The organism is Methylomonas sp. Uni0011, assembly GCF_056850255.1.
The window spans coordinates 266,417-284,617 of sequence record NZ_JBVVNO010000004.1 but is presented as its reverse complement, the minus strand read 5'-3'; the positions used below and the strand labels follow the sequence as shown (position 1 = coordinate 284,617).

At 55.5% G+C, this 18,201-nt stretch carries 19 protein-coding genes; 11 read left to right on the top strand and 8 right to left on the bottom strand.

Annotation, left to right across the window (positions count from 1 at the left end; genetic code table 11):
• Positions 1-15 precede the first annotated feature (15 nt).
• On the bottom strand, positions 16-588 hold the full coding sequence (locus tag AC0IM9_RS08550) for a VPLPA-CTERM sorting domain-containing protein (protein ID WP_482803711.1): 573 nt from the start codon (positions 586-588) through the stop codon (positions 16-18).
• Between the two features lie 266 nt (positions 589-854).
• Here AC0IM9_RS08550 and aceE point away from each other — a divergent pair, with 266 nt between their 5' ends.
• On the top strand, positions 855-3,527 hold the full coding sequence (gene aceE / locus AC0IM9_RS08545; RefSeq protein WP_140911480.1) for a pyruvate dehydrogenase (acetyl-transferring), homodimeric type: 2,673 nt from the start codon (positions 855-857) through the stop codon (positions 3,525-3,527).
• A gap of 24 nt (positions 3,528-3,551) precedes the next feature.
• Positions 3,552-4,844 carry a dihydrolipoyllysine-residue acetyltransferase gene (gene aceF / locus AC0IM9_RS08540; protein ID WP_482803710.1) on the top strand — a complete coding sequence of 431 codons (1,293 nt, stop codon included), beginning with the start codon at positions 3,552-3,554 and terminating at the stop codon, positions 4,842-4,844.
• Between the two features lie 120 nt (positions 4,845-4,964).
• Here aceF and hisD read toward each other — a convergent pair whose 3' ends face one another.
• From hisD to AC0IM9_RS08505, 7 genes are read right to left on the bottom strand one after another with little or no spacing between them, the layout of a single operon-like run.
• Complete coding sequence (gene hisD, locus AC0IM9_RS08535) at positions 4,965-6,266, bottom strand: histidinol dehydrogenase (RefSeq protein WP_482803709.1); 1,302 nt, start codon at positions 6,264-6,266, stop codon at positions 4,965-4,967.
• A gap of 5 nt (positions 6,267-6,271) precedes the next feature.
• Positions 6,272-6,898: an ATP phosphoribosyltransferase gene (hisG, locus tag AC0IM9_RS08530; RefSeq protein WP_482803708.1), complete on the bottom strand. Its 627-nt coding sequence runs from the start codon at positions 6,896-6,898 to the stop codon at positions 6,272-6,274.
• Positions 6,899-6,913: 15 nt separating this feature from the next.
• Positions 6,914-8,179, bottom strand: coding sequence for a UDP-N-acetylglucosamine 1-carboxyvinyltransferase (gene murA, locus AC0IM9_RS08525; protein ID WP_140911476.1), 1,266 nt, complete (start codon positions 8,177-8,179; stop codon positions 6,914-6,916).
• A 33-nt stretch (positions 8,180-8,212) separates the two neighbouring features.
• Positions 8,213-8,524: an STAS domain-containing protein gene (locus AC0IM9_RS08520; protein ID WP_140911475.1), complete on the bottom strand. Its 312-nt coding sequence runs from the start codon at positions 8,522-8,524 to the stop codon at positions 8,213-8,215.
• Complete coding sequence (gene mlaD, locus AC0IM9_RS08515) at positions 8,525-8,989, bottom strand: outer membrane lipid asymmetry maintenance protein MlaD (RefSeq protein ID WP_140911474.1); 465 nt, start codon at positions 8,987-8,989, stop codon at positions 8,525-8,527.
• A gap of 1 nt (position 8,990) precedes the next feature.
• On the bottom strand, positions 8,991-9,773 hold the full coding sequence (mlaE, locus tag AC0IM9_RS08510) for a lipid asymmetry maintenance ABC transporter permease subunit MlaE (RefSeq protein ID WP_140911473.1): 783 nt from the start codon (positions 9,771-9,773) through the stop codon (positions 8,991-8,993).
• Between the two features lie 18 nt (positions 9,774-9,791).
• Positions 9,792-10,610: an ABC transporter ATP-binding protein gene (locus AC0IM9_RS08505; RefSeq protein WP_140911472.1), complete on the bottom strand. Its 819-nt coding sequence runs from the start codon at positions 10,608-10,610 to the stop codon at positions 9,792-9,794.
• Between the two features lie 145 nt (positions 10,611-10,755).
• Between AC0IM9_RS08505 and AC0IM9_RS08500 the strand changes: the two genes are divergently transcribed.
• The 9 genes from AC0IM9_RS08500 to mgtE are packed head-to-tail and all read left to right on the top strand — an operon-like array spanning position 10,756 to position 18,140.
• On the top strand, positions 10,756-11,730 hold the full coding sequence (locus tag AC0IM9_RS08500) for a KpsF/GutQ family sugar-phosphate isomerase (RefSeq protein WP_505331378.1): 975 nt from the start codon (positions 10,756-10,758) through the stop codon (positions 11,728-11,730).
• A 13-nt stretch (positions 11,731-11,743) separates the two neighbouring features.
• Positions 11,744-12,277, top strand: coding sequence for a 3-deoxy-manno-octulosonate-8-phosphatase KdsC (gene kdsC, locus AC0IM9_RS08495; RefSeq protein ID WP_482803707.1), 534 nt, complete (start codon positions 11,744-11,746; stop codon positions 12,275-12,277).
• Positions 12,274-12,840, top strand: coding sequence for an LPS export ABC transporter periplasmic protein LptC (gene lptC / locus AC0IM9_RS08490; protein ID WP_140911469.1), 567 nt, complete (start codon positions 12,274-12,276; stop codon positions 12,838-12,840). Before kdsC ends, lptC begins: the two co-directional genes overlap by 4 nt.
• The gene (lptA, locus tag AC0IM9_RS08485) at positions 12,827-13,327 is read left to right on the top strand and encodes a lipopolysaccharide transport periplasmic protein LptA (RefSeq protein ID WP_140911468.1); all 501 of its coding nucleotides are present in this window, start codon (positions 12,827-12,829) and stop codon (positions 13,325-13,327) included. The genes lptC and lptA overlap by 14 nt, the downstream gene beginning before the upstream one ends.
• A complete protein-coding gene (gene lptB / locus AC0IM9_RS08480; protein WP_140911467.1) occupies positions 13,327-14,052 on the top strand; it encodes an LPS export ABC transporter ATP-binding protein in 726 nt (241 codons plus the stop codon). Before lptA ends, lptB begins: the two co-directional genes overlap by 1 nt.
• A gap of 13 nt (positions 14,053-14,065) precedes the next feature.
• Positions 14,066-15,502: an RNA polymerase factor sigma-54 gene (locus tag AC0IM9_RS08475; RefSeq protein WP_482803706.1), complete on the top strand. Its 1,437-nt coding sequence runs from the start codon at positions 14,066-14,068 to the stop codon at positions 15,500-15,502.
• A 39-nt stretch (positions 15,503-15,541) separates the two neighbouring features.
• Complete coding sequence (gene hpf, locus AC0IM9_RS08470; RefSeq protein WP_054761376.1) at positions 15,542-15,832, top strand: ribosome hibernation-promoting factor, HPF/YfiA family; 291 nt, start codon at positions 15,542-15,544, stop codon at positions 15,830-15,832.
• A gap of 55 nt (positions 15,833-15,887) precedes the next feature.
• The gene (gene rapZ, locus AC0IM9_RS08465) at positions 15,888-16,745 is read left to right on the top strand and encodes an RNase adapter RapZ (RefSeq protein ID WP_482803705.1); all 858 of its coding nucleotides are present in this window, start codon (positions 15,888-15,890) and stop codon (positions 16,743-16,745) included.
• A 36-nt stretch (positions 16,746-16,781) separates the two neighbouring features.
• A complete protein-coding gene (gene mgtE, locus AC0IM9_RS08460) occupies positions 16,782-18,140 on the top strand; it encodes a magnesium transporter (RefSeq protein ID WP_278210446.1) in 1,359 nt (452 codons plus the stop codon).
• Positions 18,141-18,201 lie beyond the last annotated feature (61 nt).

Below are 18,201 nucleotides of genomic sequence, written 5' to 3'. Positions count from 1 at the left end.
GGGTGGTTAGCTAAGTCAGCTGGATTTACGATATTTGCCGGTACCGAATACGCCCAACAAGCCGCCGGCAAACAGCCAAGCGGCGGCCGGCAGAGGTACGGCTGGCGTGTTATAGGTCAGCCTTGCTTCGACGAACGGCGGAAACTGGGCAGTGAAGCCGCCAGCATGCAAGTTAAATTCAACGTCGCTCGATAAATTCAACCAAATGACAATTTTGTTGTCGCTGGTCCAGTTCACCAGATCGGCGCCATCCAGTACAAATTCTTGGCTCCATTCGACGACGTCTTGGTGGTGCGGATTGGAGACGATGCCGCCGAAATAAGGGGACGCATTATCCGGAAACGCGACGCCGTCAATGCTGAACGCGATGTTTTCCAGGTCGGAGTTCTCGCTGTAGTCGCCGCGGGCGTGAATCCAAAGCGAGCCCTCGGTCAACGCTGCGAGTGGGGCGTTATCGATTATAAATTCGAAGCGTTGTCCGTCGGCGGTTTGCTGAAACGTTTGCGAAGTAAATGTAACCGTATTGGCTTGCGCGCTGGTCGCGGTCAGAAACAGTGCGGCTAAAGTGAGTAAAACTCGGCTACGCATCGGATTCTCCTTGTAAAATTTAGAACTAACGCAAATTCTAAGCGATGTCGTACTGCAAAGCCACTTGTACTTTTGGGCTGGTGAACAGTGCGGCAGCGCTCAAGATGCTACCGACTCCGTTTCGGCCTCGTTGCCAACAAAGCCGAAACCGGCGCAAGTCACCGAATATAAGGCCGCGTCGGCGGATAAGCTGCCAAAAAAACATGCTGACACCGGCCTTTTCGGGTATCCTTTTCCGGCTATTTCCATGTTTCCTAGGTTCCGTAATGACCAACAATACCGACATTGCCGCCAAATACGATATTGATCCCGCAGAGACTCAAGAATGGATGGAAGCCCTGCAAGCGGTGATCGAAAAGGAAGGCAGCGAACGCGCCAGTTACCTGATCGAAACCCTGCTCAGCACCGCCAGACAAGCCGGTCTGGACATCCCTTTCTCCGCCAACACGCCCTACATCAATTCGATTCCGGTCGATAAGCAGCCCAAATTCCCGGGTAATACCGATATCGAACGGACCATCCGGTCATACGTTCGTTGGAATGCGATGATGATGGTTTTGCGGGCAAACAAGCATACCAATGTCGGTGGTCATATCGCCAGTTTCGCGTCGGCAATCACTTTGTACGATGTAGGTCAAAACCATTTCTGGAATGCCGCATCCGACAAACACGGCGGCGATTTGATTTTCTCGCAAGGCCACTCGGCTCCCGGAACCTATGCTCAGGCCTTCTTACTCGGTCGTTTGAGCGAAGAACAAATGGATAATTTCCGTCAGGAAGTCGGCGGCAACGGTTTATCGTCTTACCCGCATCCGTGGTTGATGCCGGATTTCTGGCAATTCCCGACCGTATCGATGGGCTTGGGGCCGATCATGGCGATTTACCAAGCCCGTTTCATGCGCTATATGCAGGACCGCGGCATGGCCAACACCGAGGGCCGTAAAGTTTGGGCCTTCCTCGGCGACGGCGAATGCGACGAACCGGAAACCCTAGGCGCGATCGGCATGGCCGGCCGCGAAAAGTTGGACAACCTGATCTTTGTCATTAACTGCAACCTGCAGCGCCTGGACGGCCCGGTGCGCGGCAACGGCAAAATCATTCAAGAACTGGAAAGCAATTTCCGCGGCGCCAACTGGAACGTAATCAAGGTGATTTGGGGCCGGCGCTGGGATGCGATTCTGGCGCGTGATAAGCACGGATTGATCGTCAAACGCATGATGGAATGCGTCGACGGCGACTACCAAACCTTCAAATCCAAGGACGGCGCTTATGTGCGTGAGCACTTCTTCAATACGCCGGAACTGAAAGAACTGGTCAAGGATTACACCGACCGCGATATCTGGGAATTGAACCGCGGCGGCCACGATCCGATCAAGGTGTTTGCCGCTTATAACGCGGCAGCCAACCACCAAGGCCAGCCGACGGTCATTCTGGCCAAGACCATCAAAGGCTACGGCATGGGCGATTCCGGCCAGGCCCAAAACACCAGTCATCAGCAAAAGAAAATGAGCCTGGAGTCGATCAAGGGTATCCGCGACCGCTACCAACTGCCGATCAGCGACGAAGACCTGCCCAACCTGCCTTACATCCGTTTGGCGGAAGATTCCGAAGAACTCAAATACCTGCGCCAGCGCCGCGCCGACTTGGGCGGTTATCTGCCGGCGCGGCGGGCAAAATCCTATTCGTTGGAAATCCCCGCGCTGTCCGCGTTCAAGGCTTTGCTGGATGGCACCGGCGAAGGCCATGAAATCTCGACGACGATGGCTTTCGTCCGCATCCTGAATATCCTGGTCAAGGACAAACAAATCGGCAAACGCGTGGTACCTATCGTGCCGGACGAATCGCGCACCTTCGGTATGGAGGGCATGTTCCGCCAATTGGGAATCTGGTCGCAGGTTGGCCAGTTGTACACGCCGCAAGATGCTGAACAGTTAATGTTTTACAAGGAAGACAAGCACGGCCAGGTGTTGCAGGAAGGCATCAACGAAGCCGGCGGCCTGTGCGACTGGATCGCGGCTGGTACGGCCTATTCGACTCACGGCACGCCGATGATTCCGTTCTTCATCTACTACTCGATGTTCGGCTTCCAGCGCGTCGCCGACTTGATTTGGGCCGCGGCCGACCAACGTACCCGCGGCTTCCTGTTAGGCGGCACCGCCGGTAGAACCACGCTGAACGGCGAAGGCTTGCAGCACGAAGACGGCCATAGCCATTTGATGTCGGCGACGGTCCCGAACTGCTATTCCTACGATCCGACCTTTGCCTGTGAGCTGGCGGTAATCATCCACGACGGGTTGCGCCGGATGTACGTCGAGCAGGAGGATATCTTCTATTACATCACCTTGATGAATGAAAATTACGACCAGCCGCCATTGGTCGAAGGCGCCGAAGCCGACATTTTGAAGGGCATGTATCTGTTCAAAAAGGGCCACAAGGGCAACAAGCCCAGAGTCCAGTTGTTGGGGTCAGGCACCATTTTCATCGAAGTGATTTTCGCCGCCCAATTGCTGCACGATGACTGGGGTGTCGACGCCGATCTGTGGAGTTGCCCCAGCTTTACCGAGTTGGCGCGCGACGGCCAAAGCTGCGAGCGTTGGAATCGTTTGCATCCGACCGAGAAATCGCGCGTGACCCACGTCGAACGCTGCCTGGACGATGCCAAAGGTCCGGTGATCGCTGCAACCGACTATATGCGCGCCTTTGCCGAACAGATTCGGCCCTGGGTAAAAAATCCCTACACGGTTCTGGGTACCGACGGTTTCGGCCGCTCCGATACCCGCGCCAATCTGCGTAAATTCTTCGAGGTGGATCGTTACCACGTTACCGTTGCTGCGCTGCAAGCTCTGGCGCGAGCTGGTGAGTTCGATGCTGCCAAAGTTGACGTGGCGATTGCGAAATATGGCATAAACCCCGATGCCAGCGCCCCCTGGTTGGTTTAACGGCTGAATTAACGGAATGCGTAGATGAGTTCTTTAGTTGAAGTAAAAGTCCCCGACGTCGGCAACGTGCCGGAAATCGATATCGTCGAAGTCTTGGTGCAACCCGGCGACGTGGTTGCGATCGAACAAACTCTGGCGGTGATGGAAACCGACAAGGCCACAATGGACCTGCCGTCCAGTGCGGCCGGTATCGTTAAGTCGGTCCATATCAAACCGGGCGATAAAGTCGCGGAAGGTACCTTGATCGTCACGGTCGAAGTCGGCGCCGCCGCTGCAGAGCCGGCTGCCGAAGTTGCGGCGGTGCCTGCCGCCGCCGAGCCGCCTCCGGCGCCGGTTGCGGAAGCGCCGAAAGCCGAACCGGCTAAAGCCGTGGCTGCCCCGGTAGCGCCGGTTGTTGCCAGCACCGAAGGTTATAAACCGCATGCGACGCCGAGCGTACGCTTGTTCGCCCGCGAATTGGGCGTCGAGCTAAGCAAGATCCCGGCCGGCAGCGGCCGCAAAGGGCGGATCTTGCAGGAAGACGTGAAAAAATTCGTCAAGCAAGTTATGACGTCCGGCGCCGCGGTAAGCGGTGGTGGCGCCGGCATTCCGGCCATCCCGGCGGTCGATTTCACTCAATTCGGCGAAATCGAAGAAAAGCCGTTAAGCAAAATCAAACGCTTGACCGGGCAAAATTTGACCCGGGTTTGGTTGAACCTGCCGTTGGTAACCTACCACGACGAAGTCGCGATCGACGAGATGGAGGAGTTCCGCAAGGCGGTCAACGCCGGCCAAGGCAAGGACGGCATCAAAGTTACCGGCTTGGTGTTCATCATGAAAGCGCTGGTCGCGGCGCTGCAGAAATTCCCATCTTTTAACAGCTCGCTATCTCCGGAAGGCGACAAGCTGTTCCTGAAAAAGTATTACCACCTCGGTATTGCGGTCGACACGCCAAATGGCCTAGTCGTGCCGGTCATCCGCGATGTCGATAAAAAAGGCATTTTTCAGTTGTCGCAAGAATTGGCTGAGCTCAGCGAATTGGCTCGTCAAGGCAAACTGAAACCGTCCGACATGCAAGGCGGTTGCATGACCATCTCCAGCCTCGGTGGCATCGGCGGCACGGCGTTCACGCCTATCGTCAACGCGCCGGAAGTCGCGATCTTGGGTGTGACCCGCTCCAAAGTGCAGCCGGTGTGGAACGGTAAGGAATTCGAGCCGAAACTGATGTTGCCGCTGGACATTACCTACGACCATCGCGTCATCGACGGTGCCGAAGGCGCCCGATTCATGGAAGCCTTGAAAGCCAATCTGGCCGATATTCGCCGGCTGCTGCTGTAAAACCGGCCAAGTTGCCGCCCCGTTTATTTCCGCTCTGGAGTAAACGGGGCGGCGCTTTGTGGTAGAAGTTTATTCCACTCGTTCGGCATCGTCACGATCGACGGCACCGAACCTGCTCCGCTAAATTCTGAATTCCGCCGACCGGGCGTGCGCAGTCAAACTCTCGCCCCGCGCCAACACCGAAGCGATTTTCCCTAAATTCTGTGCTCCCGTTGCGGAGCAGTTGATCAGGCTGCTGCGTTTTTGAAAGTCGTAGACGCCCAGCGGCGATGAATAACGAGCAGTACTCGAGGTGGGTAGCACGTGGTTGGGGCCGGCGCAGTAGTCGCCCAGGGCTTCGGCGGTGTAACGGCCCATGAAGATGGCACCGGCGTTGCGGATTTGCTCGGCCAAGGCTTCCGGATCGGCGACCGACAGCTCCAGATGTTCGGGCGCGATACGGTTCGCTACTTGTGCGGCTTGGTCCAGGTCGGCGACTTTGATAAAGGCGCCGCGGCCGGTCAATGAGGCTTTGATGATGGCGGCGCGCTCCATTTCCGGCAGCAGTTTATTGATGCTGGCTTCGACTTTTTTCAGGAAATCGGCGTCCGGGCTGATCAGGATTGCCTGGGCGTTTTCGTCGTGTTCGGCTTGCGAGAACAAATCCATTGCTATCCAGTCCGGATCGGTTTGGCCGTCGCAGATGATCAGGATTTCAGACGGACCGGCGATCATATCGATGCCGACCTGACCGAACACCAGTTTTTTCGCCGTGGCGACATAGATGTTGCCGGGGCCGACGATTTTATCGACGGCCGGCACGGTTTCGGTGCCGTACGCCAGCGCCGCAACGGCTTGAGCGCCGCCGATCGTGAACACCCGGTCCACGCCGGCGACGTAGGCTGCCGCCAGCACCAGCGGATTGGTTTCGCCGCCGGGTGTCGGTACCACCATGATTAATTCGCCGACGCCGGCGACTTTGGCCGGAATCGCGTTCATCAGCACCGAGGAAGGGTAAGCGGCCTTGCCACCCGGCACGTAGAGGCCGGCTTTGTCCAGCGGCGTCACTTTCTGTCCGAGCAGGGTGCCGTCCAGTTCGGTGTAATGCCAGGACTGCAATTTTTGATGTTCCGCGTAAGCTCGTACCCGGTCTGCGGCGGTTTGCAAAGCAATCGCTTGTGTGCTGGGTAGCGTGTCCCAGGCTTGCTTCAGTGCCTCCTGGCTCAGTTCCAGTTCTTTGCCGGCCTTGAATGCGGTGCGGTCGAAACGGTTGGTGTATTCCAGCAAGGCCTGGTCGCCGCGTTTTTTGACATCGGCGATGATGTCCAGCACCCGTTTATGGATTTCCAAATCGTCGCTGGCGTCCCAGTCCAGGCGCGCCTGCAATTGCTTGGCGAAATCGGCGGACGAACTGTCCAGGCGTAACATTTTGATCGCAGCCATGGGGCTTACCTCTGCGCCAGCGTGGTTTCGAATTGGTCTATCAAGGCTTGAATGGCTTGGTGCTTCATTTTCATCGCCGCTTTATTGACCACCAGCCTGGAGGTGATGTTGGCGATCAGTTCGCGCGGCTCCAGGCCGTTGGCTCTTAACGTATTGCCGGTGTCCACCAAGTCGACGATGCAATCGGCCAGGCCAACCAGCGGCGCCAGTTCCATCGAACCGTACAGCTTGATGATCTCGGCCTGCACGCCCAGGTCGGCAAAATAGCGTTGCGCGGTTTTGACGTATTTGGTCGCGACGCGTAAGCGGCCTTTGACCGGCGGCGCGCCGACCGGGCCGGCCGTCATCAGGCGGCAGCCGGCGATGCCCAAGTCCAACGGTTCGTAAAGGCTTTCCGCGCCGTGCTCCAGCAATACGTCCTTGCCGGCGATGCCGAGGTCGGCGGCGCCGTACTCGACGAAGGTCGGTACGTCGGTGGCGCGGATAATCACCAATTGCACGTCGTCGCGGGTGGTTTGCAGGATTAATTTCCGGCTCTTATCCGGATCGTCGATCGGCGTGATGCCGGCCTGTTGCAAAAACGGCAGGGCTTCTTCGTAAATTCGGCCTTTGGATACGGCGATGGTTAACATGGCTCGGGATGGGGTTTAGTTGGGAACGCGGCGAATCGTGGCGCCCAGTTGCGACAATTTTTCCTCGATATGGTCGTAACCGCGGTCGATATGGTAGATCCGGTCCACCAAGGTTTCGCCTTCTGCAATCAGGCCGGCCAGCACCAAGCTGGCGGATGCGCGCAAGTCGGTAGCCATCACCGGCGCCGCTTTCAGACCTTCGTTGCCGGTGCAGATCGCGGTGTTGGATTCGAGTTTGATCTGGGCGCCCATGCGTTGCAATTCCTGCACGTGCATGAAGCGGTTTTCGAATACGGTTTCGGTAATCAGGCCGACGCCTTCGGCGACCGAGTTCAACGCCGTAAATTGGGCCTGCATGTCGGTCGGGAAAGCCGGATAGGGCGCGGTGCGTACCGTGACCGCTTTCGGCCGTTTGCCGTGCATGTTCAATTCGATCCAGTTTTCGCCGCAGGTGATGTCGGCGCCGGCTTCCTTCAATTTAGCCAGCACGGCGTCCAGCGTGTTCGGGTCGGTATTTTTCAGACGGACATGGCCGCGGGTGATCGCGCCGGCGACCAGATAGGTACCGGTTTCGATCCGGTCCGGCAGAATATCGTAATGCAGACCGGGAACGCCGAGCTTTTCGACGCCTTCGACGGTCAGGATATCGGTGCCGACGCCGCTGATCTTGGCGCCCATTTTGTTCAGAAAATGCGCCAGATCGGTGACTTCCGGCTCTTTGGCAGCATTTTCGATGATGGTGATGCCGTCCGCCAGCGTGGCGGCCATCAGGATGTTTTCGGTGCCGGTCACGGTGATTTTATCCAACACCAAGCGGCAGCCTTTCAGACGCGTGGCCTTGGCGTGGATGTAACCTGCTTCCACGGTGATGTCCGCTCCCATCTTGATCAGCGAATCGATGTGGATATCCACCGGCCGGGTGCCGATCGCGCAGCCGCCGGGCAGCGACACGTAAGCTTCCCCGAAACGGGCCAGCAAGGGCCCCAGCACCAGGATCGAAGCGCGCATGGTTTTCACCAGTTCGTAAGGCGCTTCGTATTTGTGGATGGTGCTGGTGTCGACTTCGATGTTCATTTTCTCGTCGACGGTCAGGCCCACGCCCATTTGGCCGAGCAATTCCATCGTGGTGGTGATGTCGTGCAGGTGGGGAATGTTGCCGACGCTGACCGGTACTTCGGACAGTAGCGTCGCGGCCAGAATCGGCAGGGCGGCGTTTTTGGCGCCGGAAATCCGCAGTTCGCCGTGTAAGGGTTTGCCGCCGGTAATCAGTAATTTATCCATGAATGGTCTCGGGTAAGTGGGGCAGAACGCGGCTCAAGGCGCGCGGTTTGCAAAATATTCGGTTTCGTCGAAGCCGCTGAGTTTGGCCAATGCCAATAATTGGGCCGGAACGTTCTTGAAAGACAATTTGACGCGGTTGCTGCGGGCCTGCTTGATCCATTCGATCATCAACGCCAGACCGGCGCTGTCGGTCATGCCGACTAGCGACAGGTCGATGCAGATGCTGTCCATGCCTTTCAGAAAGTTGAAGGACTTCAGCGATTGCTTGTCGATGCTGGCAAAAGTCAGGTTTCCTTCCACGGTGTAATGCCCTGGGGCCTGTTCGGTGACGCTCAGTTTCGGCATCTATTTGCCTTCCGCCTTGTTCAGCATGAATTTGCCGATCATTTCTTCCAGAACGATGGCCGAGCTGGTGATGTCGAGCTGGCTCTTATCGTGCAGGTATTCTTCCGACGAGCCGGGGTCGATGCTGATGTACTGCTCGCCCAACAGGCCGGCGGTATAAATGCTGGCGCCCGAATCCATCGGGATATTGTCGTACTTGGATTCGATGCGCATTTCGACGATGGATTCGTGGCTGTTGCGATCCAACCGGATCGACGATACCCGACCGATGCGGACGCCGGCGATCGATACCGGCGATTTGACTTTCAGACCGCCGGAGTTTTGAAAATGGGCAATCACCGTGTAACTGTCGTCACCGGTGTAGGTTCCCAGGTTACTGACTTGTAAAGCCATGTAGAACAACGCGGCAATGCCGGAGGCGACAAAAAATCCGACCAGAGTATCCTGGGTCTTGGAATGCGGCATGTTAAATGTCTCCAAACATGAGTGCGGTTAAGATGAAATCCAGTGCCAATACCGAAAACGCCGAGTTGACCACGGTGCGAGTGGTGGCTCGGCTGACCCCTTCCGAGGTTGGGATGGCGTCGTAGCCTTCGAACAGGGCGATCCAGGATACGACGAAGCCGAACACGACGCTTTTGATTACGCCATTAACGATGTCTTCGCGAAAATCGATGCTGGCCTGCATTTGCGCCCAAAATGCGCCGTCGTCGACGCCGAGCATGCCGACGCCGACCAGATGGCCGCCCATGATGCCGATCGCGCTGAACAGTGCGGCCAGTAACGGCATGGCCAAAAAGCCGGCCAGAAAGCGCGGGGAAATGATGCGGTTGATCGGGTCGACCGCCATCATCTCCATGCCGGACAGTTGTTCGGTGGCTTTCATCAGGCCAATCTCGGCGGTCAGCGCAGATCCCGCCCGGCCGGCGAACAATAAGGCGGAAACCACCGGCCCCAGTTCCCGGACCAGCGAAGCGGCGACCATTACGCCCAACGATTCTTCGGCGCCGAAGTCCGACAGGATGTTGAAGCCTTGCAAACCGAGCACCATGCCGACGAACAGGCCGGAAATGGTGATGATCAGAAACGACAGCACGCCGACCGAATACATCTGCTTCAGCAGCAAATTCGGGCGCGGCATTACTTCGCCGATGCCGGTCAGAGTATGCAGCAGAAAGAAAGTGCCCCGCCCCAATTTGGCAAAAGCGCTGCGCGTGGTTTTTCCCAGAGTTTGCAGTAATTCGAGCATCGCGTTCTCAAATAGGGCTTATTTGCCGGACAACAAGTCGTCCAGATAATCTGGAGCGGGGTAGTGGAAGTGCACCGGGCCGTCGGCGTAACCGTTCATGAACTGTTCCACCCACTCCGAATCGGAGGCTGCCAATTGTTGTGGAGTCCCTTGGCCAATCACTTTTCCGCCAGACAGAACGTAGATGTAATCGGCAATCGCCGCGGTTTCCTGGACGTCGTGGGAGACGATGATGCTGGTCAGGCCGAGCGTGGTGTTCAAGGCTTTGATCAAATGCACCAACGCGCCCATCGAGATCGGGTCCTGGCCGGTAAACGGTTCGTCGTACATGATCATCATCGGGTCCAACGCGATGGCCCGGGCTAGAGCGACCCGGCGCGCCATGCCGCCGGACAGTTCGTTCGGCATCAGGCGGTGAGCACCGCGCAAACCGACGGCATGGAGTTTCATCAACACCAGGGTGCGGATCATCGATTCCGGCAGGTGGGTGTGCTCCCGCAGCGGAAACGCCACATTGTCGTAAACGTTCATGTCGGTGAGCAGGGCGCCGCTTTGGAACAGCATGCCCATCCGTTTGCGTAAATTGTACAAGTCGCGGGTCGGCAAACGATGAACATTCAAACCGTCGACATTGATTTGGCCGCGTTCGGGAGTCAGTTGGCCGCCGATCAGTTTCAGCAGTGTGGTTTTGCCGGTGCCGCTGGGGCCCATGATGGCGGTGATTTTGCCGCGTTGGATTTCGAGATCGATGCCGTCGAATATCTTTCTGGCGCCCCTGGAAAAGCTCAAGTTGCTGATTGAAACGATGTTGCTTTCCGGGCTTGCGCTAGTGGCCATCTGCTGTGATTACAGGAGTATCTGGTTTGGTAACAGGTTATTTTCTATGACTGGTCGCGAATAAGTCAATGACTTGGGGTGAAAAGTCGATCAAGAACATGCAATAATGATTCCTTTTTACTCAAGTGTGCGGAGTCGGTTTTCGGTGGGCGGCGATCAGAACATTCAGGCGTTGGCGTTGGCGGTGATTCAAACCGAAATGCAAGCCGTGGCAGCGTTGGCCGCGCGTATCGACCACCAGTTCGTTGCTGCTTGCCGTCTGTTACTGGCTTGCAAAGGCCGAGTAGTGGTTACTGGCATGGGCAAATCCGGGCATATCGCCGGTAAAATCGCCGCAACTTTGGCCAGCACCGGCACGCCGGCGTTTTTCGTGCATCCGGGTGAAGCCAGTCACGGCGACTTGGGCATGATCACCCGTCAGGACGTGGTCTTGGCCCTGTCTAATTCCGGCGAAACCGGAGAAATTCTGACGATTTTGCCTATCATTAAGCGCCTGGGCGTGCCCTTGATTGCGTTGACCGGCAATCAAGGCTCGACGTTGGCAAAGTTTGCAACGGCGCACATCGATGTTGCAGTTGAACAAGAGGCTTGCCCGTTGGGTTTGGCGCCCACCGCCAGCACTACCGCGGCATTGGTGATGGGGGATGCCTTGGCCGTCTCTTTACTGGAAACTCGCGGATTTACTCGGGACGATTTCGCGCTATCGCATCCGGGCGGCAGTTTGGGTAAGCGATTGCTGTTGCAGGTCGGCGATATCATGCATCGTGGCGGCGAAGTGCCGGTGGTATCCGATACGGTGTTGGTCGGCGAGGCTTTGCTGGAAATGACCGGCAAAAAACTGGGAATGACTGCGGTGGTGGATGGCGACGGTCGCGTGGCCGGAGTGTTTACCGACGGCGATTTGCGGCGGATGCTGGAGAAAAACCTGGATGTGCACCTGACCCGGATTGCGGAAGTCATGACCCGGAATTGCAAGTCCGTCGACGAACGTATGTTGGCGGCCGAGGCGATGCAGATCATGGAGGCCAAAAAAATTAACGCCTTGTTGGTGGTCGACGAAAATAATAAGTTGCTCGGCGCGTTGAATATGCATGATTTGTTGCGGGCCGGGATTGTTTGAAGCGTGAGCGGAAATGTTTGAATTAAGTCCTGAACAACTCGCCATCGTCCGCGAGCTCAAATTGTTGGTGTTGGATGTTGACGGCGTGCTGACCGACGGCCGTTTGTTTTTCGACGATAGCGGCAGAGAGTACAAATGCTTTCACGCCCGCGACGGCCACGGTATTAAGTTGTTGCGTCAAACCGGTGTCGAAGTCGCGGTCATTTCCGGCCGAAAATCCAATTCGGTGACGTTGCGGATGCAGGGGCTTGGCGTCGAGCATGTCTATCAGGGGCATGAAAACAAGCGAGCGGCTTTCGCCGACGTGTTGCAGCGATTGAATTTGCAGTCGCGGCAAGTGGCTTATGTCGGCGACGACGTTTTGGATTTGCCGGTCATGCGCCAGGTCGGGTTTGCCGTGGCGGTGCAGGATGCCAATTTTGCGGTGTTGGCACATGCGCATTGGCAAACCAAAGTCCCCGGCGGCTTGGGTGCCGTGCGCGAGGTGTGCGATTTGATCATGCATGCTCAAGGGACGCTGGATGCGGTGTTGCACAACTATTTATGACATCGCAGCGGAATTTTCAGATTTTTGTCTACGTCGGCTTGGCCGCTTTGTTGTCGTGGTGGCTGGTGCAGCTTAACGAACAGCGTGACGCCGAAATAAAAATTGCCGAAAATAGCCCGGATTTTTTCAGCGTGGGTTATTACAAAAAAGAGATGGATTTGGACGGCTTGCCGAAAAGCGAATTGTCGGCTGACAGAATGGAGCATTACAAGGCCGACGGCAGCACGCATCTGCAGCAGCCGGTCATGACGCTGTTCAATCCCAATCAAAAGCCATGGTCGATCAAATCCGAAACCGGAATCATGGCGGCGGACGGTGATAGTTTGCAGTTGAACGGCAAAGCTTATATCAATCGTGATGCATCGAAAACCAATTCGGCTTTAACCATTAACACATCGGATTTGCGAGTTAAACTCGCCAGTCATTTTGCAGAGACCCAAGCTTGGGCGGAAATCATCAGTCCCCCCAATAGAACGGAAGGGATAGGAATGGAGGCGACTTTCGTCAGTCCGATTCACCTGAAATTGTTGTCCAAAGTGAAAGGTCGCTATGAAATTAAGTAGAATAGTGGGGGTAGGCCTGTTTTTGTCGGCGCGGCTTGCGTTCGGTTTGGAGTCGGATTCCGAGCAGCCTGTTTATATCGATTCCAATAACGCCGTTTACGATGAAAAAAGCCAGATCAGTACCTACACCGGTAATGTGGTGGCGACCCAGGGCAGTATCAGAATCGACGCCGACCAGTTGGTGGTGCATCTGAAAGACGGCGCCATCACCAAACTGGTGGCGACGGGTAAGCCGTCCCGTTTCAAACAATTGCCGGCCGTGGGTAAGGAAGAAATGCACGGCGAGGGTTTGATCAACGAGTTTTATCCGGATAAGAATTTGTTGATCTTTATGAAAAATGCTTCGGTTTGGCAGGGTGATGCCAAACAATCCAGCGAGTACATAGAGTACGATACCAAAAACTCGTTGTTGAAAGCCGGTGAGTCCAATTCCGATGGCAAGCGGGTGCATTCGGTGATTCAGCCCAAAACCAAGAAGGCCCAATAGTGGCGCGCTTGGTAGCAACCGAGTTGTACAAGCGGTACAGCTCACGCAACGTCGTCGATGGCGTCAGTTTGCAGGTCGATACCGGCGAGGTGGTGGGCTTGCTCGGCCCTAACGGCGCCGGTAAAACCACTAGCTTCTACATGATGGTGGGGCTGGTGAAGGCGGACAGAGGCGATATTTTTCTCGACGACCAACGGATTACGCTGCATCCGATGCATCGGCGGGCAAGATTGGGGATAGGCTATCTAGCCCAGGAAGCATCGGTATTTCGTAAGCTCAGTGTCGCCGACAACTTGCGCGCGGTACTGCAGATTCGTGACGATTTGACCGATGGCCAGATCGAACTGGTCATCGACGAATTGTTGGGGGAGTTCGGTATCGGCCACTTGCGCAACCAGTTGGCATTGGGGCTGTCGGGCGGCGAGCGGCGGCGGGTCGAGATTGCCCGGGCTTTGGCCAGCGAACCACAGTTTATTTTGTTGGACGAACCGTTTGCCGGCGTCGATCCGATCTCGGTTTTGGAATTGCAAAAAATTATCGCGCATCTGAAGCAGCGCGGTATCGGTATCCTGATCACCGAGCATAAAGTTAGGGAAACATTGGAAATATGCGATCGCGCCTACATCTTGAACGAAGGCAAGGTTATCGCCGAAGGGCAATCCCGCCAACTTGTCGAGAACGACGAGGTGCGCAGAGTGTATCTGGGCGAAAAATTCAGTTTATAAAATCCGAGTAGTCATGAAGCAATCCTTACAGCTCCGCATCGGTCAAAGTTTGACCATGACGCCGCAGTTGCAGCAGGCAATAAAACTGTTGCAAATGTCGACTTTGGATTTGCAGCAGGAAATTCAGCAGGCGCTGGAATCCAATATGATGCTGGAATTGGACGAAGAAGAGCTGCCGGCTTTGGAGTTTCGCGATAAAAAGCTCGACAACACCGACCAAGTCACCAGCGAAGGCTCCCAAACCGATATGCCGGACGAGTTGCCGGTCGATGTCAGTTGGGACGATGTTTACGAAAGTTCGTTGCCCAGCAGCGGCGATGACGGCGACACGCCCGAGTTCGAAACCTTTCGCGGTAAATCCGAAACTTTGCACGACCACTTACTGTGGCAATTGGATCTGATTCCAATCTCGGATCGCGATTATGCAATTGCGGTAGCGATTATCGACGCAATCAACGACGACGGTTATGTCGCCAGCGATCTGCAGGACATTTTTCAAGGTTTGCTGGAGCAGTTGGAAGGCTTGGAATTCGACGAGGTTCAGGCCGTGCTGCATCGGATTCAGAATTTCGATCCGGTCGGTGTCGCGGCGCTGGATTTGGCCGACTGCCTGCGGTTGCAATTGCAGCAATTGCCGGATAACACCCGCTACAAGGCTGAAGCCTTGGATTTTGTGCACCGGCATCTGGATTTGCTGACCAGTTGCGATCAGGTCCGCTTGATGAAACGGGTCGGGCTCAGCGAAGACGAATTGAAAGGTATATTGGCCTTGATTCGGACCTTGGACCCCAAGCCGGGAGCCAGCTTGCAGGAAGTGGACGTCGAGTACGTCGTGCCCGACGTGTTCGTGGCCAAAGTAAACGGCCAGTGGCTGGTCAGTTTGAATCCCGATATCGCGCCGAAATTGCGCATCAATCCGTTCTATTCCGGCATGATCAAGCGCGCCGACAATAGTACGGACAACGTCAGCATGAAGAACCACTTGCAGGAAGCGCGTTGGTTTATCAAAAGTTTACATAGTCGCAACGACACCTTGCTGCGGGTCGCGAAAAGTATCGTCGAAAAACAGGGCGATTTTTTCGAACACGGCGCGATTGCGATGAAGCCGATGGTCTTGCGGGACATCGCCGAGGAATTGGAGTTGCACGAGTCGACGATCTCGCGGGTGACCACGCAGAAATACATGCACACCCCGCACGGCGTGATCGAATTCAAATACTTTTTCTCCAGTCATGTCAGTACCGATGGCGGAGGCGAGTGCTCGGCGACGGCAATCCGGGCGCTGATAAAAGAGTTGGTCGGCAACGAAAATCCGGCCAAGCCATTAAGTGATAGTAAAATATCGGATTTATTGAACGAGAAGGGCATTAACGTCGCGCGCCGCACCATCGCCAAATACCGGGAAGCGATGTCCATCCCTTCAACCAGCCAGCGGAAAAGGCACATTTAATCGATCGGGAAGCACAATTTTTAAAAACAGGAGTATTCCATGCAAGTTAGTATCACAGGCCATCACGTAGAAGTTACCGAGGCGTTGAAAGCTTATGTCGAAGAAAAAATCGGCAAAATCAAACGCCATTTCGACAACGTCGTTGATGTCCATGTCATTTTGACCGTTGAAAAACTGGAGCAAAAAGCCGAAGCGGCAGTACAGGTCAGCGGTGCCAAGCTTTATGCGGAAGACGTGCAAGAAGACATGTATGCAGCGATCGACAATATGGTCGACAAGCTCGACCGCCAAATCGTCAAGCACAAAGAAAAATCTCAAAACCATCGTTAATCGGATATTCGGCGACACGGGATGAAAACGGCTTTCGTCTCGTGTCCAGTCAACCATGAAGCTTGTTATCGTCAGCGGTTTATCGGGGTCGGGCAAGAGTATCGCGTTGGATACTCTGGAAGATTGCGGCTATTACTGCATCGATAACCTGCCGGTCGCATTGCTGGCCGACTTTGTCGATCACGTGATGCTGAAAAACCAAGCCACTTACAGCAAAACCGCGATCGGCATCGATGCTCGCAATCGGTCCGACAATTTGGCCGAGTTTCCGGACAGTCTGACTTCAATTCGTAACAAGGGTATCGACTGCGAACTGGTGTACATGGAAGCGGATGAGAACATCATCCTGAAGCGCTACAGCGAAACCCGTCGCCGCCACCCGCTCAGCACCGAGAGCCGGCCTTTGCGCGAAGCCTTGGAAATCGAGCGGGAGATGTTGCGTCCGCTGGCCTTGAGAGCCGATATCGTCATCGACACCAGCTATACCCATTACCATCAATTACGGGATTTATTGAAAAACCGGCTGGGTGAGAAAGGCCAAAACTCGTTGTCGATTCTGTTCCAGTCGTTCGGTTTCAAATACGGGATACCTTTGGATGCCGACTTTGTGTTCGATGCCCGTAGTCTGCCCAACCCTTATTGGGCGCCTGAGCTAAGGGGCTTAACCGGCAAAAACCCCGCGGTTGCCGATTTTTTGCAGAACGATCCGGCGGTAAAGGAGTTTCTACACGATATCGGTTACTTCATCGGCCGTTGGGCGCCGCGGTTCGAATCGGATAACCGCAGTTATTTGACTATTGCGATCGGTTGTACCGGCGGCCAACACCGTTCGGTTTATCTGGTCGAAGCCTTAAGCAAACATTTTCAAACGATTACCGCCAACGTCATCGTCAGGCATCGGGAGTTGCGGTAACCCCGGGCCGCCGGCCCTCTTTTTGGTTTTGTACCTATGACATCAGCAGTGAAGCTCGAAAACGCGGAATCTCTATTGGATCGGACGCTGGAAGTTTTGGCCAACGGCTCGCAAATCGAAATCAGAAACTTGGTGCGGTCCCTTTATCCGGCGGAAGCGGCGCATATTCTCGAAGCCTTGGATCCCGAACAGCGCGCAAAACTCTGGGCGTTGATTCCACCCGGAGTGATTGGCGAAATCCTGGTGGAGGTTAACGTCGAAGTCGGTGCCGGTCTGCTGAAAATCACCGACCGCAAAGACCTGATTGCCGCGACCGAGTCGATGGGTGCCGACGGCATGGTTGATCTATTGCATGTGCTGCCTGAGCCGTTGTTGTCGCAAATCATGGAATCGATTGGAGTGCATAACCGTAACCGGATCGAAAAGGCTTTGAGTTACGGGGAGCATACTGCTGGCGGCATTATGTCCGATGACGTGCTGACGATACGCGGCGACGTCACATTGGATGTTGTTTCGCGATACTTGCGCTTGCGCGGCAACATTCCAGCCAATACCGATAGTCTGATCGTTGTCGATCGTAAGGAACACTTTCAGGGGGTATTGCCGCTCAGCCAGTTACTGAGCCATGACCCGCATACCAAGGTTGCCGCTGTGATGGATACCCGAATTGCCGGCATTTCTTACCGGATGCCAAGTCGTGACGTTGCCGGAGTATTTGAGCGGCGCAAGTTGCTGTCTGTTCCGGTGTTGGCGGATGACGGCAGAGTGGTCGGGCGGATAGCAGTCGACGACGTTATCGGTTTAATCAGGGACGAAGCGGACCATTCGCTGATGAGCATGGCCGGTTTGAGCGAAGAGCAGGACATGTTTGCACCGGTGGTCAGCAGCGCCAAGCGTCGGGCTCTCTGGCTAGGCGTAAATCTGCTGACGGCTTTTCTGGCGGCCTCGGTGATCGATTTGTTCGAAGACGCTATCCAACAGATTGTGGCGCTGGCCGTGCTGATGCCGATTGTGGCCAGCATGGGCGGTATTGCCGGCAGTCAGACTTTAACCTTGGTGGTCAGAGGTCTGGCCTTACGCCAAGTCACTGGTAGCAATGCCGGACGCTTATTGTTTAAGGAGATTTCGGTCGGCTTGTTGAACGGTTTGGTGTGGGCCTGTGTGGTAGCCCTGGTGGCCGGTATGTGGTTTCACCGCCCGGATGTCGGAATATTGCTGGGTGTGGCGATGTTGATCAATCTGGTCTGTGCCGCTTTGTCCGGTGTGGCGATACCGGTTTTGCTGAACAAGATGGGGATTGATCCGGCCCTGGCCGGCGGAGTGTTATTGACCACAGTCACCGATGTGGTTGGTTTTACAGCCTTTTTGGGTTTGGCGACCTTGTTTCTCCTTTAAGGGTTTGTGCTTTTTGTTACGGAAAATGGTAGTATTCCGGACGTACAGCAGCTTATTTTCC